The organism is Streptomyces sp. JN8, from assembly GCF_055808075.1.
This window is the reverse complement of the sequence record NZ_CM147852.1, coordinates 70,150-84,879: the sequence shown is the minus strand read 5'-3', so window position 1 is coordinate 84,879 and position 14,730 is coordinate 70,150. Positions and strand designations below refer to the sequence as shown.

At 70.6% G+C, this 14,730-nt stretch carries 15 protein-coding genes; 6 read left to right on the top strand and 9 right to left on the bottom strand.

Annotated elements, in window-relative coordinates:
• Positions 1 to 11: 11 nt before the first annotated feature.
• From ACY0MR_RS00425 to ACY0MR_RS00415, 3 genes are all read right to left on the bottom strand, one after another.
• Positions 12 to 707, bottom strand: coding sequence for a restriction endonuclease (locus ACY0MR_RS00425; protein ID WP_473558151.1), 696 nt, complete (start codon positions 705 to 707; stop codon positions 12 to 14).
• Between the two features lie 545 nt (positions 708 to 1,252).
• Positions 1,253 to 1,858: a dihydrofolate reductase family protein gene (locus ACY0MR_RS00420; protein WP_404080523.1), complete on the bottom strand. Its 606-nt coding sequence runs from the start codon at positions 1,856 to 1,858 to the stop codon at positions 1,253 to 1,255.
• A gap of 90 nt (positions 1,859 to 1,948) precedes the next feature.
• Positions 1,949 to 2,596 carry a TetR/AcrR family transcriptional regulator gene (locus tag ACY0MR_RS00415; protein WP_361849393.1) on the bottom strand — a complete coding sequence of 216 codons (648 nt, stop codon included), beginning with the start codon at positions 2,594 to 2,596 and terminating at the stop codon, positions 1,949 to 1,951.
• A 169-nt stretch (positions 2,597 to 2,765) separates the two neighbouring features.
• Here ACY0MR_RS00415 and ACY0MR_RS00410 point away from each other — a divergent pair, with 169 nt between their 5' ends.
• Both ACY0MR_RS00410 and ACY0MR_RS00405 read left to right on the top strand, forming a co-directional pair.
• Positions 2,766 to 4,235, top strand: coding sequence for an MFS transporter (locus ACY0MR_RS00410; protein WP_388805630.1), 1,470 nt, complete (start codon positions 2,766 to 2,768; stop codon positions 4,233 to 4,235).
• Positions 4,236 to 4,395: 160 nt separating this feature from the next.
• Positions 4,396 to 4,902 (top strand): TspO/MBR family protein, encoded by a 507-nt coding sequence (locus ACY0MR_RS00405; protein WP_392864266.1) that lies wholly within the window; start codon positions 4,396 to 4,398, stop codon positions 4,900 to 4,902.
• A 76-nt stretch (positions 4,903 to 4,978) separates the two neighbouring features.
• On the opposite strand, the gene ACY0MR_RS00400 is transcribed toward ACY0MR_RS00405, so the two are convergent.
• Positions 4,979 to 5,470 (bottom strand): cupin domain-containing protein, encoded by a 492-nt coding sequence (locus tag ACY0MR_RS00400; protein ID WP_403314758.1) that lies wholly within the window; start codon positions 5,468 to 5,470, stop codon positions 4,979 to 4,981.
• A 303-nt stretch (positions 5,471 to 5,773) separates the two neighbouring features.
• Between ACY0MR_RS00400 and ACY0MR_RS00395 the strand changes: the two genes are divergently transcribed.
• Both ACY0MR_RS00395 and ACY0MR_RS00390 read left to right on the top strand, forming a co-directional pair.
• Positions 5,774 to 6,109 (top strand): PRC-barrel domain-containing protein, encoded by a 336-nt coding sequence (locus ACY0MR_RS00395; RefSeq protein WP_388806006.1) that lies wholly within the window; start codon positions 5,774 to 5,776, stop codon positions 6,107 to 6,109.
• A gap of 369 nt (positions 6,110 to 6,478) precedes the next feature.
• Positions 6,479 to 7,381: a hypothetical protein gene (locus ACY0MR_RS00390; RefSeq protein WP_473558147.1), complete on the top strand. Its 903-nt coding sequence runs from the start codon at positions 6,479 to 6,481 to the stop codon at positions 7,379 to 7,381.
• Positions 7,382 to 7,664: 283 nt separating this feature from the next.
• Here the strand turns inward: ACY0MR_RS00390 and ACY0MR_RS00385 are convergent, their stop codons facing one another.
• Genes ACY0MR_RS00385 through ACY0MR_RS00375 form a run of 3 tightly spaced genes read right to left on the bottom strand, consistent with a single transcriptional unit; the run spans position 7,665 to position 10,488 of the window.
• Positions 7,665 to 8,348: a response regulator gene (locus ACY0MR_RS00385; protein WP_404080515.1), complete on the bottom strand. Its 684-nt coding sequence runs from the start codon at positions 8,346 to 8,348 to the stop codon at positions 7,665 to 7,667.
• A gap of 5 nt (positions 8,349 to 8,353) precedes the next feature.
• Positions 8,354 to 9,565, bottom strand: a complete 1,212-nt coding sequence (locus tag ACY0MR_RS00380) for a sensor histidine kinase (protein ID WP_473558144.1) — start codon at positions 9,563 to 9,565, stop codon at positions 8,354 to 8,356.
• 41 nt (positions 9,566 to 9,606) lie between these two features.
• A complete protein-coding gene (locus ACY0MR_RS00375) occupies positions 9,607 to 10,488 on the bottom strand; it encodes a lysostaphin resistance A-like protein (RefSeq protein ID WP_473558142.1) in 882 nt (293 codons plus the stop codon).
• A gap of 382 nt (positions 10,489 to 10,870) precedes the next feature.
• On the opposite strand from ACY0MR_RS00375, the gene ACY0MR_RS00370 reads away from it, so the two are divergent.
• Both ACY0MR_RS00370 and ACY0MR_RS00365 read left to right on the top strand, forming a co-directional pair.
• Positions 10,871 to 11,467, top strand: a complete 597-nt coding sequence (locus ACY0MR_RS00370) for an HDIG domain-containing metalloprotein (RefSeq protein ID WP_473558139.1) — start codon at positions 10,871 to 10,873, stop codon at positions 11,465 to 11,467.
• Between the two features lie 340 nt (positions 11,468 to 11,807).
• Positions 11,808 to 12,674, top strand: coding sequence for a hypothetical protein (locus ACY0MR_RS00365; protein WP_473558137.1), 867 nt, complete (start codon positions 11,808 to 11,810; stop codon positions 12,672 to 12,674).
• Between the two features lie 542 nt (positions 12,675 to 13,216).
• Here ACY0MR_RS00365 and ACY0MR_RS00360 read toward each other — a convergent pair.
• The gene (locus ACY0MR_RS00360) at positions 13,217 to 14,101 is read right to left on the bottom strand and encodes a PhzF family phenazine biosynthesis protein (RefSeq protein WP_473558135.1); all 885 of its coding nucleotides are present in this window, start codon (positions 14,099 to 14,101) and stop codon (positions 13,217 to 13,219) included.
• The gene (locus ACY0MR_RS00355; protein WP_473558131.1) at positions 14,098 to 14,592 is read right to left on the bottom strand and encodes a cupin domain-containing protein; all 495 of its coding nucleotides are present in this window, start codon (positions 14,590 to 14,592) and stop codon (positions 14,098 to 14,100) included. The genes ACY0MR_RS00360 and ACY0MR_RS00355 overlap by 4 nt, the downstream gene beginning before the upstream one ends.
• Positions 14,593 to 14,730: the final 138 nt, after the last annotated feature.

The window sequence follows — 14,730 nt, the reverse complement described above, 5'->3', positions numbered from 1 at the left end:
TCAGGCCGTGTTCAGGACAACGGCGTGGGCCGCCGAGGGGGAGGCAGGGCCCGTAGCAGTTCCCACAGGGGCGTGGAACCGCCGGCCCAGGTGGCGAGGACGGTGCGGTTGACGAGGTGCAGGCGTTGATCGCGGGCGAACTCCGTTGCCGGCTTGGTGAACCGGCCGTTCGTCACGAGGACGATCACGTCGCCTCCGTGGACGGGTCGGCCGGTGCCGTTGAGGACGTGCAGGTCCGGCGTCCCGATCGCGGCGCCGGAGAGTCCGTCCCGCCGGTGCTTGCACTGGATGACCCACCGTCTCCCGTAGGGGTCGGTCGCCTTCACGTCCGCCCCGTTGTCCCGGGCGCCGCCGACCTGCACGGCATCCGTGCATCCGTCGCGGTACATCAGATCCCGCACCGCGTGCTCGAACTGTCGATGATGCAACGTGTCCAGATGCGCCAGGGCGTGCCGCAGCCCCTGAGACCGTACGCGTCCCCACTGGACCGCCCGCTGCCGCCGTACGACCCGGGCGGCCACGGCGCCGCACGCGAGCACGACGAGGGTGACCGGGATCCACGGATGCGCGGCGAGGAACCGCACCAGACCCGTCAGCAGCAGCCACACGAGAAGGCCGGCCCCGCCCAGGAGGACGAGCTGCTCACGGCCGGCGTTCTTGCGCGAGCGTCGCCTCGCCGGGCGGCGCCGTGCGGGGCGACGGCTCACCTGTCGCCCCCGCTCCGGTCCCACTTGATCGGGTACGACACGCTCGGGTTCGGCCGAGGAGCGGTCTGCTTCGACCCCGGCCACTTGATCGGATAGGACACGGTCGGCGCCGGACGCGGCGTCGACCGGCCCGAGTCCGGCCACTTGATCGGATAGGTGGTTCCCGACGACGACCGCGGCGCCGGTGCCCGTTCCGTCCCCGCCCCGCTGCCCGTCGACGTGGGTGAGCCGCCGAACAGGACGACGACCGCCACGATCCCGATGGCCAGGACGGTCTGCTTCCCCGTGCCGGCCGGCGCCCTCCAGTACGACCGGACCACGGTCCCGTTACGCCTGATGTATCCGCTCACTAACGGCAAAGCTGTCCCTCCCCCTGGTCGCGGGCCGCATCCCGCGCAACGACCAATCTAGCGACTGCCACTGACAGGTGGTCACCTGTCGATCGCGCGAGGTGACCGCGGGGCGGGCTCTTGAGGAGCCCGATGGCGGTCGGCTCGAGCGGGGGAGGGGACGAGGCCAGGGGCGGAGGCCGGGGACGAGGGGCGTCAGGCGGGGACGACGAGCGGCGGGTGGTCCAGGACCCGAGGCTTGTACTCGACGAGCTGGATGCTGTTGTCGAAGGTGCGGTGCTCGACCATCTCGAGCGCCACGTCGGGATAGCCGTCGTAGATGCGTTCCTCGCCCGTGGTACCCGTGATCACTGGGAACATCACGACGCGGAAGCGGTCGACGAGCCCGGCTCGCAGCAGGGAGCGGGACAGGCTGAGGCTGCCGATCGTGCTGAGGAGCCCCGAGCCGCTCGCCTTCATCGCGCGGACCGCTTCGACGGCGTCGTCACGGACGAGGGTGGAGTTCGTCCAGTTCAGCGGTTCGTCGAGCGAGGAGGAGAACACGAGCTTCGTCGCCTGCGTGAGCTCGTCGACGGAGGCCTCCTCCTCGGGCCGGAACTCGTCCTGCCCCGAGGGGACCTCGCCCGCGGCGAAGCCCGACATCAGGCGGTAGGTGTTCGCTCCCATGAGATAGGTGGGCTGGGGCTGTGTGCCGAGCCAGGCGAGGTACTCAGGCCCTTCGAGACCCCAGAAGCCCGGCCATCCCTCTCCCGACGCGTAGCCGTCGAGGGAGGTGATGAAGTCGACGAGAAGCTCCGACATGGCGGTGTCCTTTCCTGGGCTGTCACCAGCTTGGACCGTCCGGGAAGGGCGAACTCATCGGCCGCGCCGCAGAGCGCGGAAGATGGACGGCTAGAGGCCGGCCTGGTGGCGGAGGCCGGTGAGGGTGAGGTCGAGGGCGGAACGGAACTGGTCGGTGTCGTCGTGGCCGTCGAACTCGTCGACGATGTCGTGGATGAAGGGGAAGTCCCGGGGGGCGAGCTCTCGCCAGGTCCGCGCGAAGCGGCCGAGGTACTCGTCCCGGTCGGTCGCGCCGTCGAGGATCTCCTGCGGTGGTTCCTGGCCCATGTCGACGGCGGAGCCGACGACGACGCCGATGACCGCCGAGACGGCGTGGAAGCGCTGGCGGGCGGTGAGGTCCAGGCGGAGGGTCTGCCGGCCGAGCATCTCGTAGATGCGCAGGGAGTTGCTCTGCACGTCGGTGTTGCGCATGAAGTACGCGCCGAGCCACGGTCGGCGCACGACCGCGTCGAAGAGGGTGACCGCCATCGCGCGCAGGTCGTCGATCGCGTCCTCGGTGGGCGGAAGCTTCTCCAGGTCGGCGAGGACACCGGCCATGACGTGGTCCGTGGCGAGGTCCAGCAGCTCGTCCTTGTTCGCGACGTACCAGTAGATGCTGGCGACCCCTCCTCCCAGGCGCTGGGCCAGGGCGCGGAAGGTCAGGGCGGGCGCCCCCGCCTCGTCGAGCAGGGCGACGGCTTCGCCCAGGACGGATTCCATCGAGTGCGAAGCGCGTCGGCGTCCCCCGCCGGGGCGGGCCTGCTGGCGTGCCATGGCGAGCACCTCTCACTGGTGGACCGGGCTTTTGCATGGGATCGAACGCTGTTCTATCGTACCGTATGGAACATCGTTCGATACTCGAACCGCGTTCGATCGAAAGGAGTGCGCCATGACCACCGCCACGCTCACCCCCTCACCCCGCACCTACCCGTCGCTGCGCGCGGCGTGGATCCCTCTGGCCGCGCTCTGCCTGGCCTTCTTCGTCGAGATGGTCGACAACACGCTGTTGTCGATCGCGCTCCCCACCATCGCCCGCGATCTCGGCGCGGGCACGACCGCTCTGCAGTGGGTGACAGGCGCCTACTCGCTCACCTTCGGCGGGCTGCTGCTCACCGCCGGGTCCATCGCGGACCGGTTCGGGCGCCGCCGCGTGCTCCTGATCGGGCTCGCGGCCTTCGGCACACTCAGTCTCGGCGTGCTCCTGGTCCACTCCGCGGGAGGCCTCATCGCCTTGCGCGCGGGGCTCGGCATAGCCGCGGCGGCGATGGCGCCGATCACGAACTCACTCGTCTTCCGCCTCTTCGACGACCGTGCGCTCCGCACGCGCGCCATGACCGTGATGATCGTCGTCGGCATGTCCGGATTCGTCCTCGGCCCGCTGCTCGGCGGCACCGTACTCGCGCACGTCTCCTGGCAGTGGCTGCTCCTCGTCAACGCCCCCATCGCGGTCATCGCCGCTGCCGGTGTCCGATTCGGCGTCTCGGCGGACCGGCCGCAGGACCTCACCAAGGACTCCCTCGACATGCCGGGTGCCGTACTCAGCGTCGCCGCCATCGGACTCGCCTGCTACTCCCTGACCAGCGGCGTCGAGCACGGCTGGCTCTCCACGGTCACCCTCGCGTCGATCGTCGGCGCCCTCGCCGCGGCGGTCTGGTTCGTCCGGCACGAGCGCCGCACGGCCGCACCCATGCTCGATCTGCGCCTCCTGTCCCGCGGCACCGTCCGAGGCGCCGCCCTCGCACAGATCGGCACGTCCATCGCCATGGCCAGCGTCATGTTCGGCCTGATCCTGCACTTCCAGTACGCCTACGGCTGGAGCCCGGTGCGGGCCGGCCTCGCCAACCTGCCGATCATCGCGACCATGCTCCTGGCCACCCCCCTGTCGGAATGGCTCGCCCGGAGGTTCGGCCACCGCGTCGCCTGCCTGGTGGGCTCCGGATTCCTCGCCGGGGCGCTCGCCGGCCTCGCCTGGGGCGTCGAGCACGGCTACGCCGTCATCGCACTGTGCATGGTCCTCATGACCATCGGCCTGCGCACCGTCATGACGATCTGCGCGGTCGCCCTCGTCGACGCGATGCCCGCCAACCGCACCTCCCTCGGCACCGCACTCAACGACACCGCCCAGGAGGTCGGCTCCAGCGTCGGCACGGCCGTCGTCGGCACCCTCATCGCCGTCCTGGTCACCACGCAGCTCCCCGCCGGAACCTGGAGCGGCGACCTCGTCGCCTCCTTCTTCCACGGCGAGCGCATCACCTACGCCCTCCTCGCGATCGTGGTCGGCCTGATAGCCGCCGGCGGCGCCCTGAGCCTCACCGACTCCCGCTCCGTGGAGGAGCACCCGGTGGAGGAGGCCGCCTGACCCCGCCCGCCTCTGCCGGAGGCGAGCTGCCGGTACCGCCAGGGGTTCGCCCCCGTCCGCCCGGTGCTCGGGCGGGCGGGTGAGAAGGCGCGTACACGTCCGCTCCGCAGCCGGCCCACGCACGTGACTGCCTGGCGTCGTCGGGGGAAGCAGCTTCTCCATGAGGCTGATCAGTGAGGGGCGCCGGTCGGACGCCGCGGTCGCACGGCGGTGGCCGCGGTACTGCGGAGCCGCTGTCGCGGTGGCCGCGGCGGCAGCGGCGGGGTCGAGGTCCGTCGACCCGGACAGCGCCTGGTACCGGGCCCTGCGCAAGCCGCCGTGGCAGCCTCCGGCGTGGGCGTTCGGAGCGGTCTGGACGCCGCTGTACGCCTCGCTCGCCTTCGCCGGCGGGCACGCGCTCGGGGGCGACGAGGGCCAGGGCCGGTCGATCGCCGCACGGTTCGGTGTGAACCTGGCGCTGAACGCGGGGTGGACCTGGCTGTTCTTCGGCCGTCACAGCCCGCGTGCGGCCCTGGCCGGCACCGTACTCCTCGACCTGAGCAACGCGGAGCTGATCCGCCGTCTCGCCCGCACCGACCCGGTGGCAGCCCGAGCGCTCGTCCCCTACGCGCTCTGGTGCGCGTTCGCCACCGCGCTGAACGCGTCCATCGCTCGACGCAACCTCTAGCTTCGGCAGTCCCCGGCCACTCCGCCCATCCGCCGGTACCGGCCGGCCGCGCGCATCGACCGCCCAGTCGGCCCGGCTACCCCTCGTTGACCATGTCCACATGGCCCGACGTCGGGAGGTCGGTGAACTCGCTGTCCCACCGCTCGCCGATCTCCCGCAGCTGCTCCGGTGTCGGTGCTCCGCGAGTGGCGTCGTTCAGCTCCGCCATCTCCGCGAAGAAGCCGTCCATGGCCGGGGAAGCGATGAAGAAGAACGTCACCGCCTCATCAGAGGTGTTGTACGGACGGTGAACGGACCCGCGGGGGACCACGATGAACTCGCCCGCGCCCAGCTGGAACGTGTCCTCGTCGACGTCCAGGGTGAGCCGCCCGGAGATGACGTGGAACGCCTCCTCGTGCTCGTGGTGGACGTGCGGGGGAGGACCGGGAGCATGAGGTGCGTGGGTGTACTCGATGAGCGAGTAGGCGCCGTGGGTGACGTCGGCACCGAGCTTCACCGTCATGGGGGTGCCCGTGGGACCGGGGAAGGACGTGCCTCCACCGACCGGGATGATGCGGGGCTCGCTCACTGTGCATCCTTCCAGACCGCACCGAGACGTCACTGTCGATCGTCCCTCCCCGCACCGACGGCAGCAACATAGCGCGGTGCCCCGCACCGGATCGGGCCCGGGAGCCTGGCTTACGGGCAAGGCCGCCGCATCCCCCCCGAACCCCGAAGCGCGCGCCGACCCCCACCGCATCCCCTCGCGTCACCGCATCCGCCCCCGGCCGCCGTGGCATGGATGTGTGCTTGGCGGGCATTCGCTGCTCAAGCACGACCACGACATTCCGGTCTACAGGCATCGATCAAGGAGTCCTGCGTGAACAACGACATGTGGAGCTACGTTCCGACCGCCGGTCACGGACCGGACAGTGACCTCACGGGGTACAAGGTCGAGGCCACCGACGGGCAGATCGGCAAGGTCGACAAGCATTCGGACGTGGTCGCCGACCAGTACATCGTCGTCGACACCGGTGTGTGGATCTTCGGCAAGGAAGTTCTGCTGCCCGCCAGCACCGTGACGGCCATCGACAACGAGGAGCGGCGGATCCTGGTCTCGCTCACGAAGGAGCAGATCAAGAACGCGCCGGAGTTCGACAAGGAGAAGCACCTGGGCGACCCCGCCTATCGCGACCAGCTCGGCGGGTATTACGGATCGGGCCACTGAGCCCGCTTCTGCTCGGTCGAGAACACGAGGACGCGAGGTCATGAGCCCCAGCCGGCGGCCCCCGGCTGGGCTGCACAAGCAGCTGTCACCGGGTGGCTACTGCCGCCTGCGTGACTGCACGTACCAAGCCGCCGCCAGACCGATCACCACGAGAAGTATCAGTATTTTCATGGCGTCATCCTGCCCCGGCCGGGTCGTCCCATGCTCCCGCCGGGGCCCAGGGCGGTGCACGAGGTCTCCCGGCATCCGCTGGTGATCGTGCCGACGCACCCCCCAGGGGGCGGCCCCACTCTCGTCTCAGCCCGACGGAGTACCGCTGACGCAGACCGAGAAGGCGGATTGTCAGTGCCGTGCTCTTCACTGGGCCGCATGGACGCCTCCACTCTGCACGCCCGTCTGAACGACGCCTGGCGCGCGCCCGATCTGCACTGCCCGCTGCCCGTCCATGGGGCGGGGCATGTCTGTGTGCTCAGCGACGCGGAGGACATGGCCGAATTGGAGCGTGTCGTGGCGGACGCGGTCGACGGGCCCGGTCTCCTCGTCCGCGCGTGGGTCGTCGGGGGGAGGGCGACAGGGGTGCCCGACGGTCCGCCGGTGGGCGGGGCGAGGGGGCTGCCCGCCGGCGGGGACGGCGGGCTCCTGGAACTGCGCGGATGGTCGCTGGCCGAGCACTGGGTCGGATACGGCGTGACGGCCACGGCCGACGGCCCGCGACGAGTCGTGGTCCTCGTCCGGCGCGCGTTCCCCCGTCCGCCCGGTGCCGGGTGGGTGGAGTCGCTGCGGGAGGCGACCGGATGGACGAAGCCCGACCGCCGCGGCGTCGACTGGGCCGCGACGGAGACAGCGCTGGGCACCGCGCTGCCCGGCGACTACAAGGACATCGTCGACGCCTTCGGCCCGGGCAGCTTCGACGAGTACCTGGACCTGCTGGTGCCGGGTGCGCTCGGCACGGATCTGGTCTCCTGGGGCCAGGACATGGCGCGGTACGCCGACCTGTACAGGCCGTACCCGGTCCACCCCGCGCCCGGCGGCGTGCTCACCTGGGGGGTCTCCGAGCAGGAGTCGACCTTCCACTGGCTGACCGGACCGGCCGATCCCGACGACTGGCCGGTCCTGGTGCAGTACGAGGGCGGTGAGTGGCAGCGCTTCGACTGCGGCACCGGCGAGTTCGTGCTGCGCCTCCTCACCGACCGCACGCCACCGTTCGGCTTCCCACCCTCGGCGGGACCGTTCCCGCACTGGTTCGCCTCATGGGAACTGCCGGAGAGCTGAGCCTGGTCCGCCCCGGCTGCCGGCGCGGCTGACCATCCTCGGCGCAGCGTCCGGGCCCATCACTCCGACGGCACGGACGGCGCGCAGCGCATGAGCAACCGCGGTGGAACAGGTCTACTCCGTCGGCCGCGCCCAGGCACGCCCCCTCGGCGCTCATGCGGACGGCTCTGGGACGTGACGTACGCGTTCGGTCCTCGCGGTCCGTGACGGTCAGTCCTGCCGGGCCTCCCCCGGCGGTCAGTGAGCAGTGTTGCTCCGGCGGGAGGTCGCGGTGGCGTGCCGGTCAGCCGGTGTCGGGGGCGAGACCGGTGCGGTGGGCCAGGACGACGGCTTGCACGCGGTCGCGCAGACCGAGTTTCGTCAGGATGCGCGAGACGTAGGTCTTCACGGTCTCCGCTGCGAGGGAGAGCTGCACGGCGATCTCGCCGTTGGAGCGTCCTTCGGCGACAAGCAGGAAGACATCGAGTTCGCGGGGCGTCAGCGCGGCGATCACCGCTTCGCGCTGGGCGCCGCCCGGCCGCAGACGGTCCGCGTGGTGCCCGATGAGATGGCGTGTGACGGCCGGTGCCAGCAGGGCGTCGCCGCGTGCCACGGTCCGGATGCCGTCGACGAGCTCGGCGGGAGCGGAGTCCTTGAGGAGGAAGCCGCTCGCGCCGGCCTTGAGCGCGTCGTAGACGTAGGCGTCGACGTTGAACGTGGTGACGACCAGGATCCTGGGCGGGTTCTCCGCACCGGGGCCGGCCAGTTGACGCGTGGCGGCGATGCCGTCCAGCAGCGGCATACGGATGTCCATGACGATCACGTCGGGAGACAGCTCACGGGCGGTCCGGACTGCCTCGTGGCCGTTCGCGGCCTCGCCGACGACGTGCATGTCGGGTTGCGCGGAGAAGATGGTGGTGTAGCCGGCGCGAACCAGGGCTTGGTCGTCGCAGACGAGTACCCGCAGGGGACGTGGTGCGTCGGTCACGGAGATCAGTCCTGTCTGCCCTGTACGGGAAGGGTCGCGCGTACCTCGAATCCGCCCGCCGGGCGGGTGGCGGTCCGCAGGTCGCCGTGGAGTGCCCGGACTCGTTCCTTCAGCCCGATCAGACCGCGGCCGCCGCCCGCGCCCGGTAGGCGTGCGGAGAGGGTGGGGGAAGTCCCCGTCCCCTCGGTGGTGATGGTGAGGACGAGCCGCTCGGGCTGGTGGTGGACGGTGATGGAGGTGGGGTGACCGGGGGCGTGCTTCATGGCGTTGGTGAGGGCTTCCTGGACGACGCGGTAGGCGACGAGTCTCACGTCGGGCGGCGGTATGGCCGGTGGGCCCTGCTCGGTGAACCGGACCGGCTGTCCGGAGCGGCGGGCCTGCTCGACGAGGTCGGTGAGCTGTCCCAGCGCGGGGGCCCGGTCCGTGACCGTCCGCGCCGGGCCGTGGTTGCCGGTGGCCTCCAGGACGCCGAGGAGACTGCGCAGTTCGGTGAGCGCCGTGCGGCCGGCGTCGCTGATGCCGCTCAATGCCTGCCCAGCCTGTTCGGGCGCGCTGGGGATGAGGAACTGCGCCGCGTCGCTCTGGATGACCATGGCGGTCACGTGGTGGGTGACGACGTCGTGGAGTTCCCGGGCGATGCGTGCGCGTTCGGCCGCGATGGCCGCCTCGGCCGTCAGGCGCCGCTGCTCCGCCTCGCGGGCACGATGCACGCGTACGCCGTGCCCGAGCAGCCAGAAACCGCACAGTGCGAAGGAGAAGGCAAGGTAGTCCACGGCTGTCTGGGGCGAGCCCAGACGGTGCAGCACCACCGCCAGCAGGATGTAGCCGACGCAGGCAGCGGCCGGCAGGGTGCGCCGGTGCCGCGGGAGGTGGGCTCCGGCGGAGTACAGCGCCGCGTACAGGCCGAGACTGGCGAAGGTGGTCGCGTAGCCGAGCGCCTGATGGGCGGCGAACGCCGCAGCGATGAGACCCAGGCAGACGGCTGGTCGCGTGCGGCGGAGCGTCAGCGGCGCGGTCTGGGCGAGTACCAGCGCGGTGGCGACCAGACCCGCCCTTCGCTCGGGCAGGTCACCGATCTGTGCGCCGATCACCGACAGCGTGGGGATGAACGCCAGGAAGAACAACGCCGCGGCGAGGGCAGCGTCCTGGATGAGGACGGACGCCCGTCGCCACCATCGAAGCGGTATCCGGCCCCACAGACTTCGAGCCGTCGTCATGTCGCGCCCCCGCACGTCGAAGTGGTCACTCTGCCCGGCGGTCAGCGCTCGGCGCGGCGGTTTCCCCGCGGCCACATTGTGCCCTGGCGACGCGCCCGCAAGAGCATCGGAACGATGATCAGAACGCTGAGCAGGACCGGGACGACGGATGCTTCCAGACCGAAGATGCCGCCGGTCAGCAGGGAGGAGCCGTGGGTGTCGACGGTGTACAGGCCGTCGGGGGTGTGACCGGACAGCGGGACCCCGGCCAGCTGCTGCACGAGATTCCAGGTGAAGTGCACGCCGACGACGAACCAGATGCTGCGCCTCCACAGAAACGCGGCGCCGAGCAGCACACCTGCCTGCACGGCCAGCGCCACGGCGCTCCACAGGCCGGCGCCGGTCCCGCCCAGGTGGGCCAGGCCGAAGAACACGGCGGTGACGGTGATGGCGACGGCACTGCCCCAGCGCTGTTCCAGGGCCTGCAGCGCGAGCCCGCGGAACATCAACTCCTCGATGACCGCCGCGTTCAGCTGCATCATGACCGCTGCCCACAGCACACCGGCGAAGCCGTGTCCGGCCCAGGTGAAGGAGTAGCCGCCGAACAGGGTGATCAGTCCGAGGACGACGAGGATGAACGCCAGCCCGAGACCGCCACCGAGCAGCGCTTCACGCCATGCTCCGGCGCGTGCGATCTCCGGTGTCGCGCGCAGAGCGAGCCGACGCATCACCCACGCGTACAGGGCCACGGCGGCGAGGGCGCCCAGGGCCGGCACCGGGCCGGGCCCGGTCGCGGTCAGTGCGGCGATGAGGCTCAGCCCCACCAGACCGCACCCGACCCAGCCCAGCGGCGAACGCGCGCTCCGCTGCAGCCGACTCCTCTCGGTGACGTCGGGCTCGGGTCCCGCGCTTGGGCTGGGGACGGGGGCTGACGACGGCCTCATGGCGACTCTCCTTGATGGTCACGACCACCTGGAAGCGGTCTGGAGACCACGCTAGAAAGGCGCCGGAGAAGGCGAATCCCTCGTTGAGGGACAGCATGTGTAGCTCGCTCGGGGGATGCGCACACGGAGCAAGACGCCCCCGACGAGCCCGCCCCCTGCGCTACGACGCAGCCTCGCCGGAGAAGCAGAAGGCGGGGAAGCGACGGAAACGGGGTGCCCAGGGGCGCGTGCATCAACCGTTGATCGCGCGGTGGGCGTATCCGTTCCCAGCCGGGTGTGCGTCACGACATCGAGAGATCAGGAGGAAGTATCAGGATCCTCGTCGCGCGCGACGTTGGCAGATCAAGCCGGCACACCGAGCGGGTGTGGCTATCTTGCGGGGATGGACATTCCTTCCTTCGACGAGATCCGCGCGATGCACCGGAAGTACTCTCCCCACGCCGAAGCATTCGAACTCGTCTTCACCCATTGCGAGATCGTCTGGAAGGTGGCCGAGCAGCTCATCTCCGTCTCGGACTGGGGCGTCGACCCAGATCTGGTACGAGCGGGGTGCCTGCTGCACGACATCGGGGTGTACCGCCTGTACGGCTCCGAAGGGCGAATCGACGTTCGGAACTACGTACGCCACGGACTGCTGGGACATGAGATCCTGGAATCAGAAGGCCTGCCGGAGGAGCTGTGCCGGTTCTGTTCGTGCCACACCGGGGTCGGGCTGAGCAAGGAAGACGTACTCACCCAGGGCCTCCCTCTGCCGCCGGCCGACTACATCGCAGTGACACCGGAAGAGCGACTGGTGATGTACGCCGACAAGTTCCACAGCAAGACCACACCGCCGAAGTTCGTCTCCCCGGACACCTATGCGACATATGTGAGGCGCTTCGGCGAGAACAAGGTCGAGACATTCGCCGAACTGCGCGCCCAGTTCGGAGACCCCGAACTGGGCAGCCTGGCCGCTTCCTACGGCCACCACCTGACCTGACAGACGGTCGGGCGCAGCGACAACCGGGACGACCGGGGGAGCCGCGATGCACCTGCGCCGCTCAGGGCCAGGGCGCAGCAGCCCGATCCACCTGCGGCCTGGAAAGACGTGCACACTGGTACGCCACCCTCAAGCCGGCCGGCTCAATCCGTAGTCGTCAGGGAGGTTGCGCGGCTCAAGAGCTTGTCACGACGGGGGACGCCGACAATGATCACCGTATGACGACCAGAAAGGGCCATGCCGTTTAGGCACAGCGCTCTCCTCTCGCCCACTCGCGCGCCGCCGCCGGCCTCACCGCAGCGCCCGATGGCCGTGACCGCCCACCCTGGAGAGCCCGCCCGTGCAGACGACCGCCCTCATTCCCTACGCCCACCTTCCCCGAGCCCACCACGATCGCCACGTCCTGACGAGTACCGTCGACGCATTCGGCGTCGCCCACTGGCTGCTTGCCGAAAACGTTCCGCAGCCCGGCGGCGATGCCCGGGTCTTCGACGCTTCGGTCGTGTCCGTCCATCCGGGCGGCGCCGTCGAACTCACCGAGCTGCGGACCGTCCGGGCCCGCTGGCCCCATCTGGACCGCCTGCCCGACGGCGGATTCGTCGTCGCCGCGTCTCGCGCTCGTCGGTACGAGGACGGGAACCAGGTCCAGCTCTTCGACGCACGTGGCCAGGAGACGTCGTCCTTCTCCGTCGGAGACGCCATCGAGCACCTGCTCGTTGACGAAGCAGGCCTCGTGTGGGTCGGGCACTTCGACGAGAACCCGTCCGGAATCCGTCGCTGGAGCACCACAGGCCATCCCGTGTGGGCGTCGGACAGTACAGACATCCCCGGCCTCTACGACTGCTACGCCCTGAACGTGTCGGGGACCACCGCTTGGGCCTGCACCTACATGGACTTCCCGCTCACTGAGATACGCCCTGGGCGACGCGAACAGCCCGTGAGGGTCAGGACGAACCAGATACGGGGCGCCAAGGCAGTCGCCGTCCACGGAGATCAGGTGGCCTTCTACGGCGGCTACGGCGAGGAGCAGGATCGACTCGCTCTCGGCGAGCTCACCGAGTCATCGGTCGAGCCAACGGACGTCGGCCTGCTCACCCTCCCTGACGGCACTGTCCCGGGTCGCCGACGGGTCGTGGCCCGAGGAAGCAGGATCTACGTCCAGGCCGAGCCGTTCACAGCGTGGGGCATGCTCGACCTCAGCGGCTGATACCTGACGCTGGTCAGCTGCGCCAGCTGAGCGTTATCCCGTAGATGAGCAGAGCATGCTGGTTGACCAGCGTTGTTTCCCGCTCATCCGGCGAGGGTGAGGTTGTGCAGGCGGGCAAGGCCTGTTCCCGCTGTGGCCGCCGTCCGCGATCACCGTGTTGCGGTCGACGGCGTCCTTCGGCCGCCGCGGCAGGGCGGTGACCGGCTTGCCGAACTGACGTGGGCCCAGCCCGCTCAACGGGGCTGTCCAGGAGGGTGTCGACGCCTGATGACACCAGCCAATCAGGATCATGTCATCGGTGGCCGCCCACGTCCGTCGGTAGACCCTTCTCGGCGATACGGCCCAGTGGCGGGGAGGTGGGGGGTGGGATACGGCAAGGTACCTCCAGTCCCGAGCCGGATGCCGGGGCCTGTGCGACCCACCCCCCATTGCCGCGAGTCCCTCACGATCTCCGTCCGGCCCATGAAGGCCGTGATCGTAACTCGGGCCACTGACAACGTCGGCAGCTTCGCCCCGGGCCATCATCGAATCTTCGACTCAGGTCACGAGCGGCCCGCTGGCCGGGCCGGCCTGAGCCCGTCCACCACGGCGTCGCCCCCCACCCGTACCCGGACGCCCGAGGGCCCGGGACGCGCTGTGGCGGTGATGGTGGCGGGACTGTCGACCGCATCGCCCATGTCGACGGCGATACGTGTGATGCCCCGCCGCGCCAGGTGGGCGGCCAGGCAGGCGGTGCTGTTCGCGTTGGCGATGTCCTCCGGGACACCGATCGACGGCGCGAACATCCGGGCCGCCAGGCCACCCGTCGGCTCGGGCGGCGAGTACACGTACGCGCCCAGCAGGCCCAGCCGGTCGCACACGTCCCGCAGTCCGTCGAGGTCCGGATCCAGGGCGGCGAGCGCGGCGCGGCTCGCGACGGGCACCAGCAGCCGCTCCCGGCCCACCCCGGCCACCCGCACCTGCGCAGCGGCAGCCTCCGCAGCCGCGCCGAGCGGCGCCAGCGCCGGGCCCAGCTCCGCAGCCGTGGGGGTACGAAGGCAGACCGGGCCGGGGTCGAAGCTCGCGGAGAAGTGAGCCCCAGCCCCGTCCCGCCGTACCCAGCCGTCGAACGCGCGCACGGACGTGCGGAGGGTGACCCGGTGCCCGCTGCCCGCACCTGTCCCCGCCCGGGAGGCGAGGAACGCCAGCGCGGCGACCGTGCCGTGGCCGCAGGCGGGCAGTTCCCCCTCGGCGGTGAAGTAGCGGATGCCGACCCCGGGCAGTCCGGGCACGCCCCGGTGCGGCGCGCGCAGGAAGACGGCGTGCGAGGTCCCCTGCTCCACGGCCACGCGCCGGCGGTCCGCGTCGTTCAGTGCTCCGTGATCCTCCACCACGGCGGTGGGGCTGCCCCCGGCGCCGTCGCGCAGACAGGCACGGACGATGGTCACACGAGGTCCGCGGCGAAGTGGACGTCGTAGCGGTGCTGTTCGGGGAGGAGTGCGTCGAAGGGGTCCTCACCCCGGCGGACCCGTCCCAGGGCCCGGAAGTAGCCGAAGCGGTCGACGCCTGGGGTGAGGAGCACGAGCAGATCCGCCTCCTGCCCCGCGGCGGCGCCGAAGGCGTGGACGGTGCCCGGCGGGACCACCACGAGGCCCCCGGCGCCCACGGCCTCCACCCGCTCGCCACCGGGCCCGGGCTCACCGTCCGTGCCGCCCGCGCCGAACAACCGGAACCACGCGGTGCCGGCCACGACGTAGAACACCTCGGTCGACCGGGTGTGGTGGTGCGGGCCGGCGCCATCGGACCCGGCGGCCAGTTTCAGCAGGTTGACGCCCACCGCTCCGCCGGTGTCGACGGCGTCGGCGAGCAGTCGGATGCCGCCTCCCCCGGGCAGTACCACGTGTTCGGCCGCCTCGGGCCGTACGACGAACGCGCTCACGCTCGCTCCTCCTCGATTGCGACGGGCTGACGACTCCATTCGAACCCGGGAACAACCGACCGACCAGCACCAGTTGAGGATCACGGCCATAGCGGATCGAGATGGCCGGCCGGGAGGTCTCGCCGTACCGGGGGGAGC

Bases quoted from the DNA above. Each gene is read 5' to 3' on its own strand.
- ACY0MR_RS00410 (WP_388805630.1), top strand. From the start codon at position 2,766: ATGACCACCGCCACGCTCACCCCCTCACCCCGCACCTACCCGTCGCTG.
- ACY0MR_RS00415 (WP_361849393.1), bottom strand. From the start codon at position 2,596: ATGGAATCCGTCCTGGGCGAAGCCGTCGCCCTGCTCGACGAGGCGGGG.
- ACY0MR_RS00370 (WP_473558139.1), top strand. From the start codon at position 10,871: ATGGACATTCCTTCCTTCGACGAGATCCGCGCGATGCACCGGAAGTAC.
- ACY0MR_RS00375 (WP_473558142.1), bottom strand. From the start codon at position 10,488: ATGAGGCCGTCGTCAGCCCCCGTCCCCAGCCCAAGCGCGGGACCCGAG.
- ACY0MR_RS00420 (WP_404080523.1), bottom strand. From the start codon at position 1,858: ATGTCGGAGCTTCTCGTCGACTTCATCACCTCCCTCGACGGCTACGCG.
- ACY0MR_RS00405 (WP_392864266.1), top strand. From the start codon at position 4,396: ATGAGGCTGATCAGTGAGGGGCGCCGGTCGGACGCCGCGGTCGCACGG.
- ACY0MR_RS00395 (WP_388806006.1), top strand. From the start codon at position 5,774: ATGTGGAGCTACGTTCCGACCGCCGGTCACGGACCGGACAGTGACCTC.
- ACY0MR_RS00390 (WP_473558147.1), top strand. From the start codon at position 6,479: ATGGACGCCTCCACTCTGCACGCCCGTCTGAACGACGCCTGGCGCGCG.
- ACY0MR_RS00380 (WP_473558144.1), bottom strand. From the start codon at position 9,565: ATGACGACGGCTCGAAGTCTGTGGGGCCGGATACCGCTTCGATGGTGG.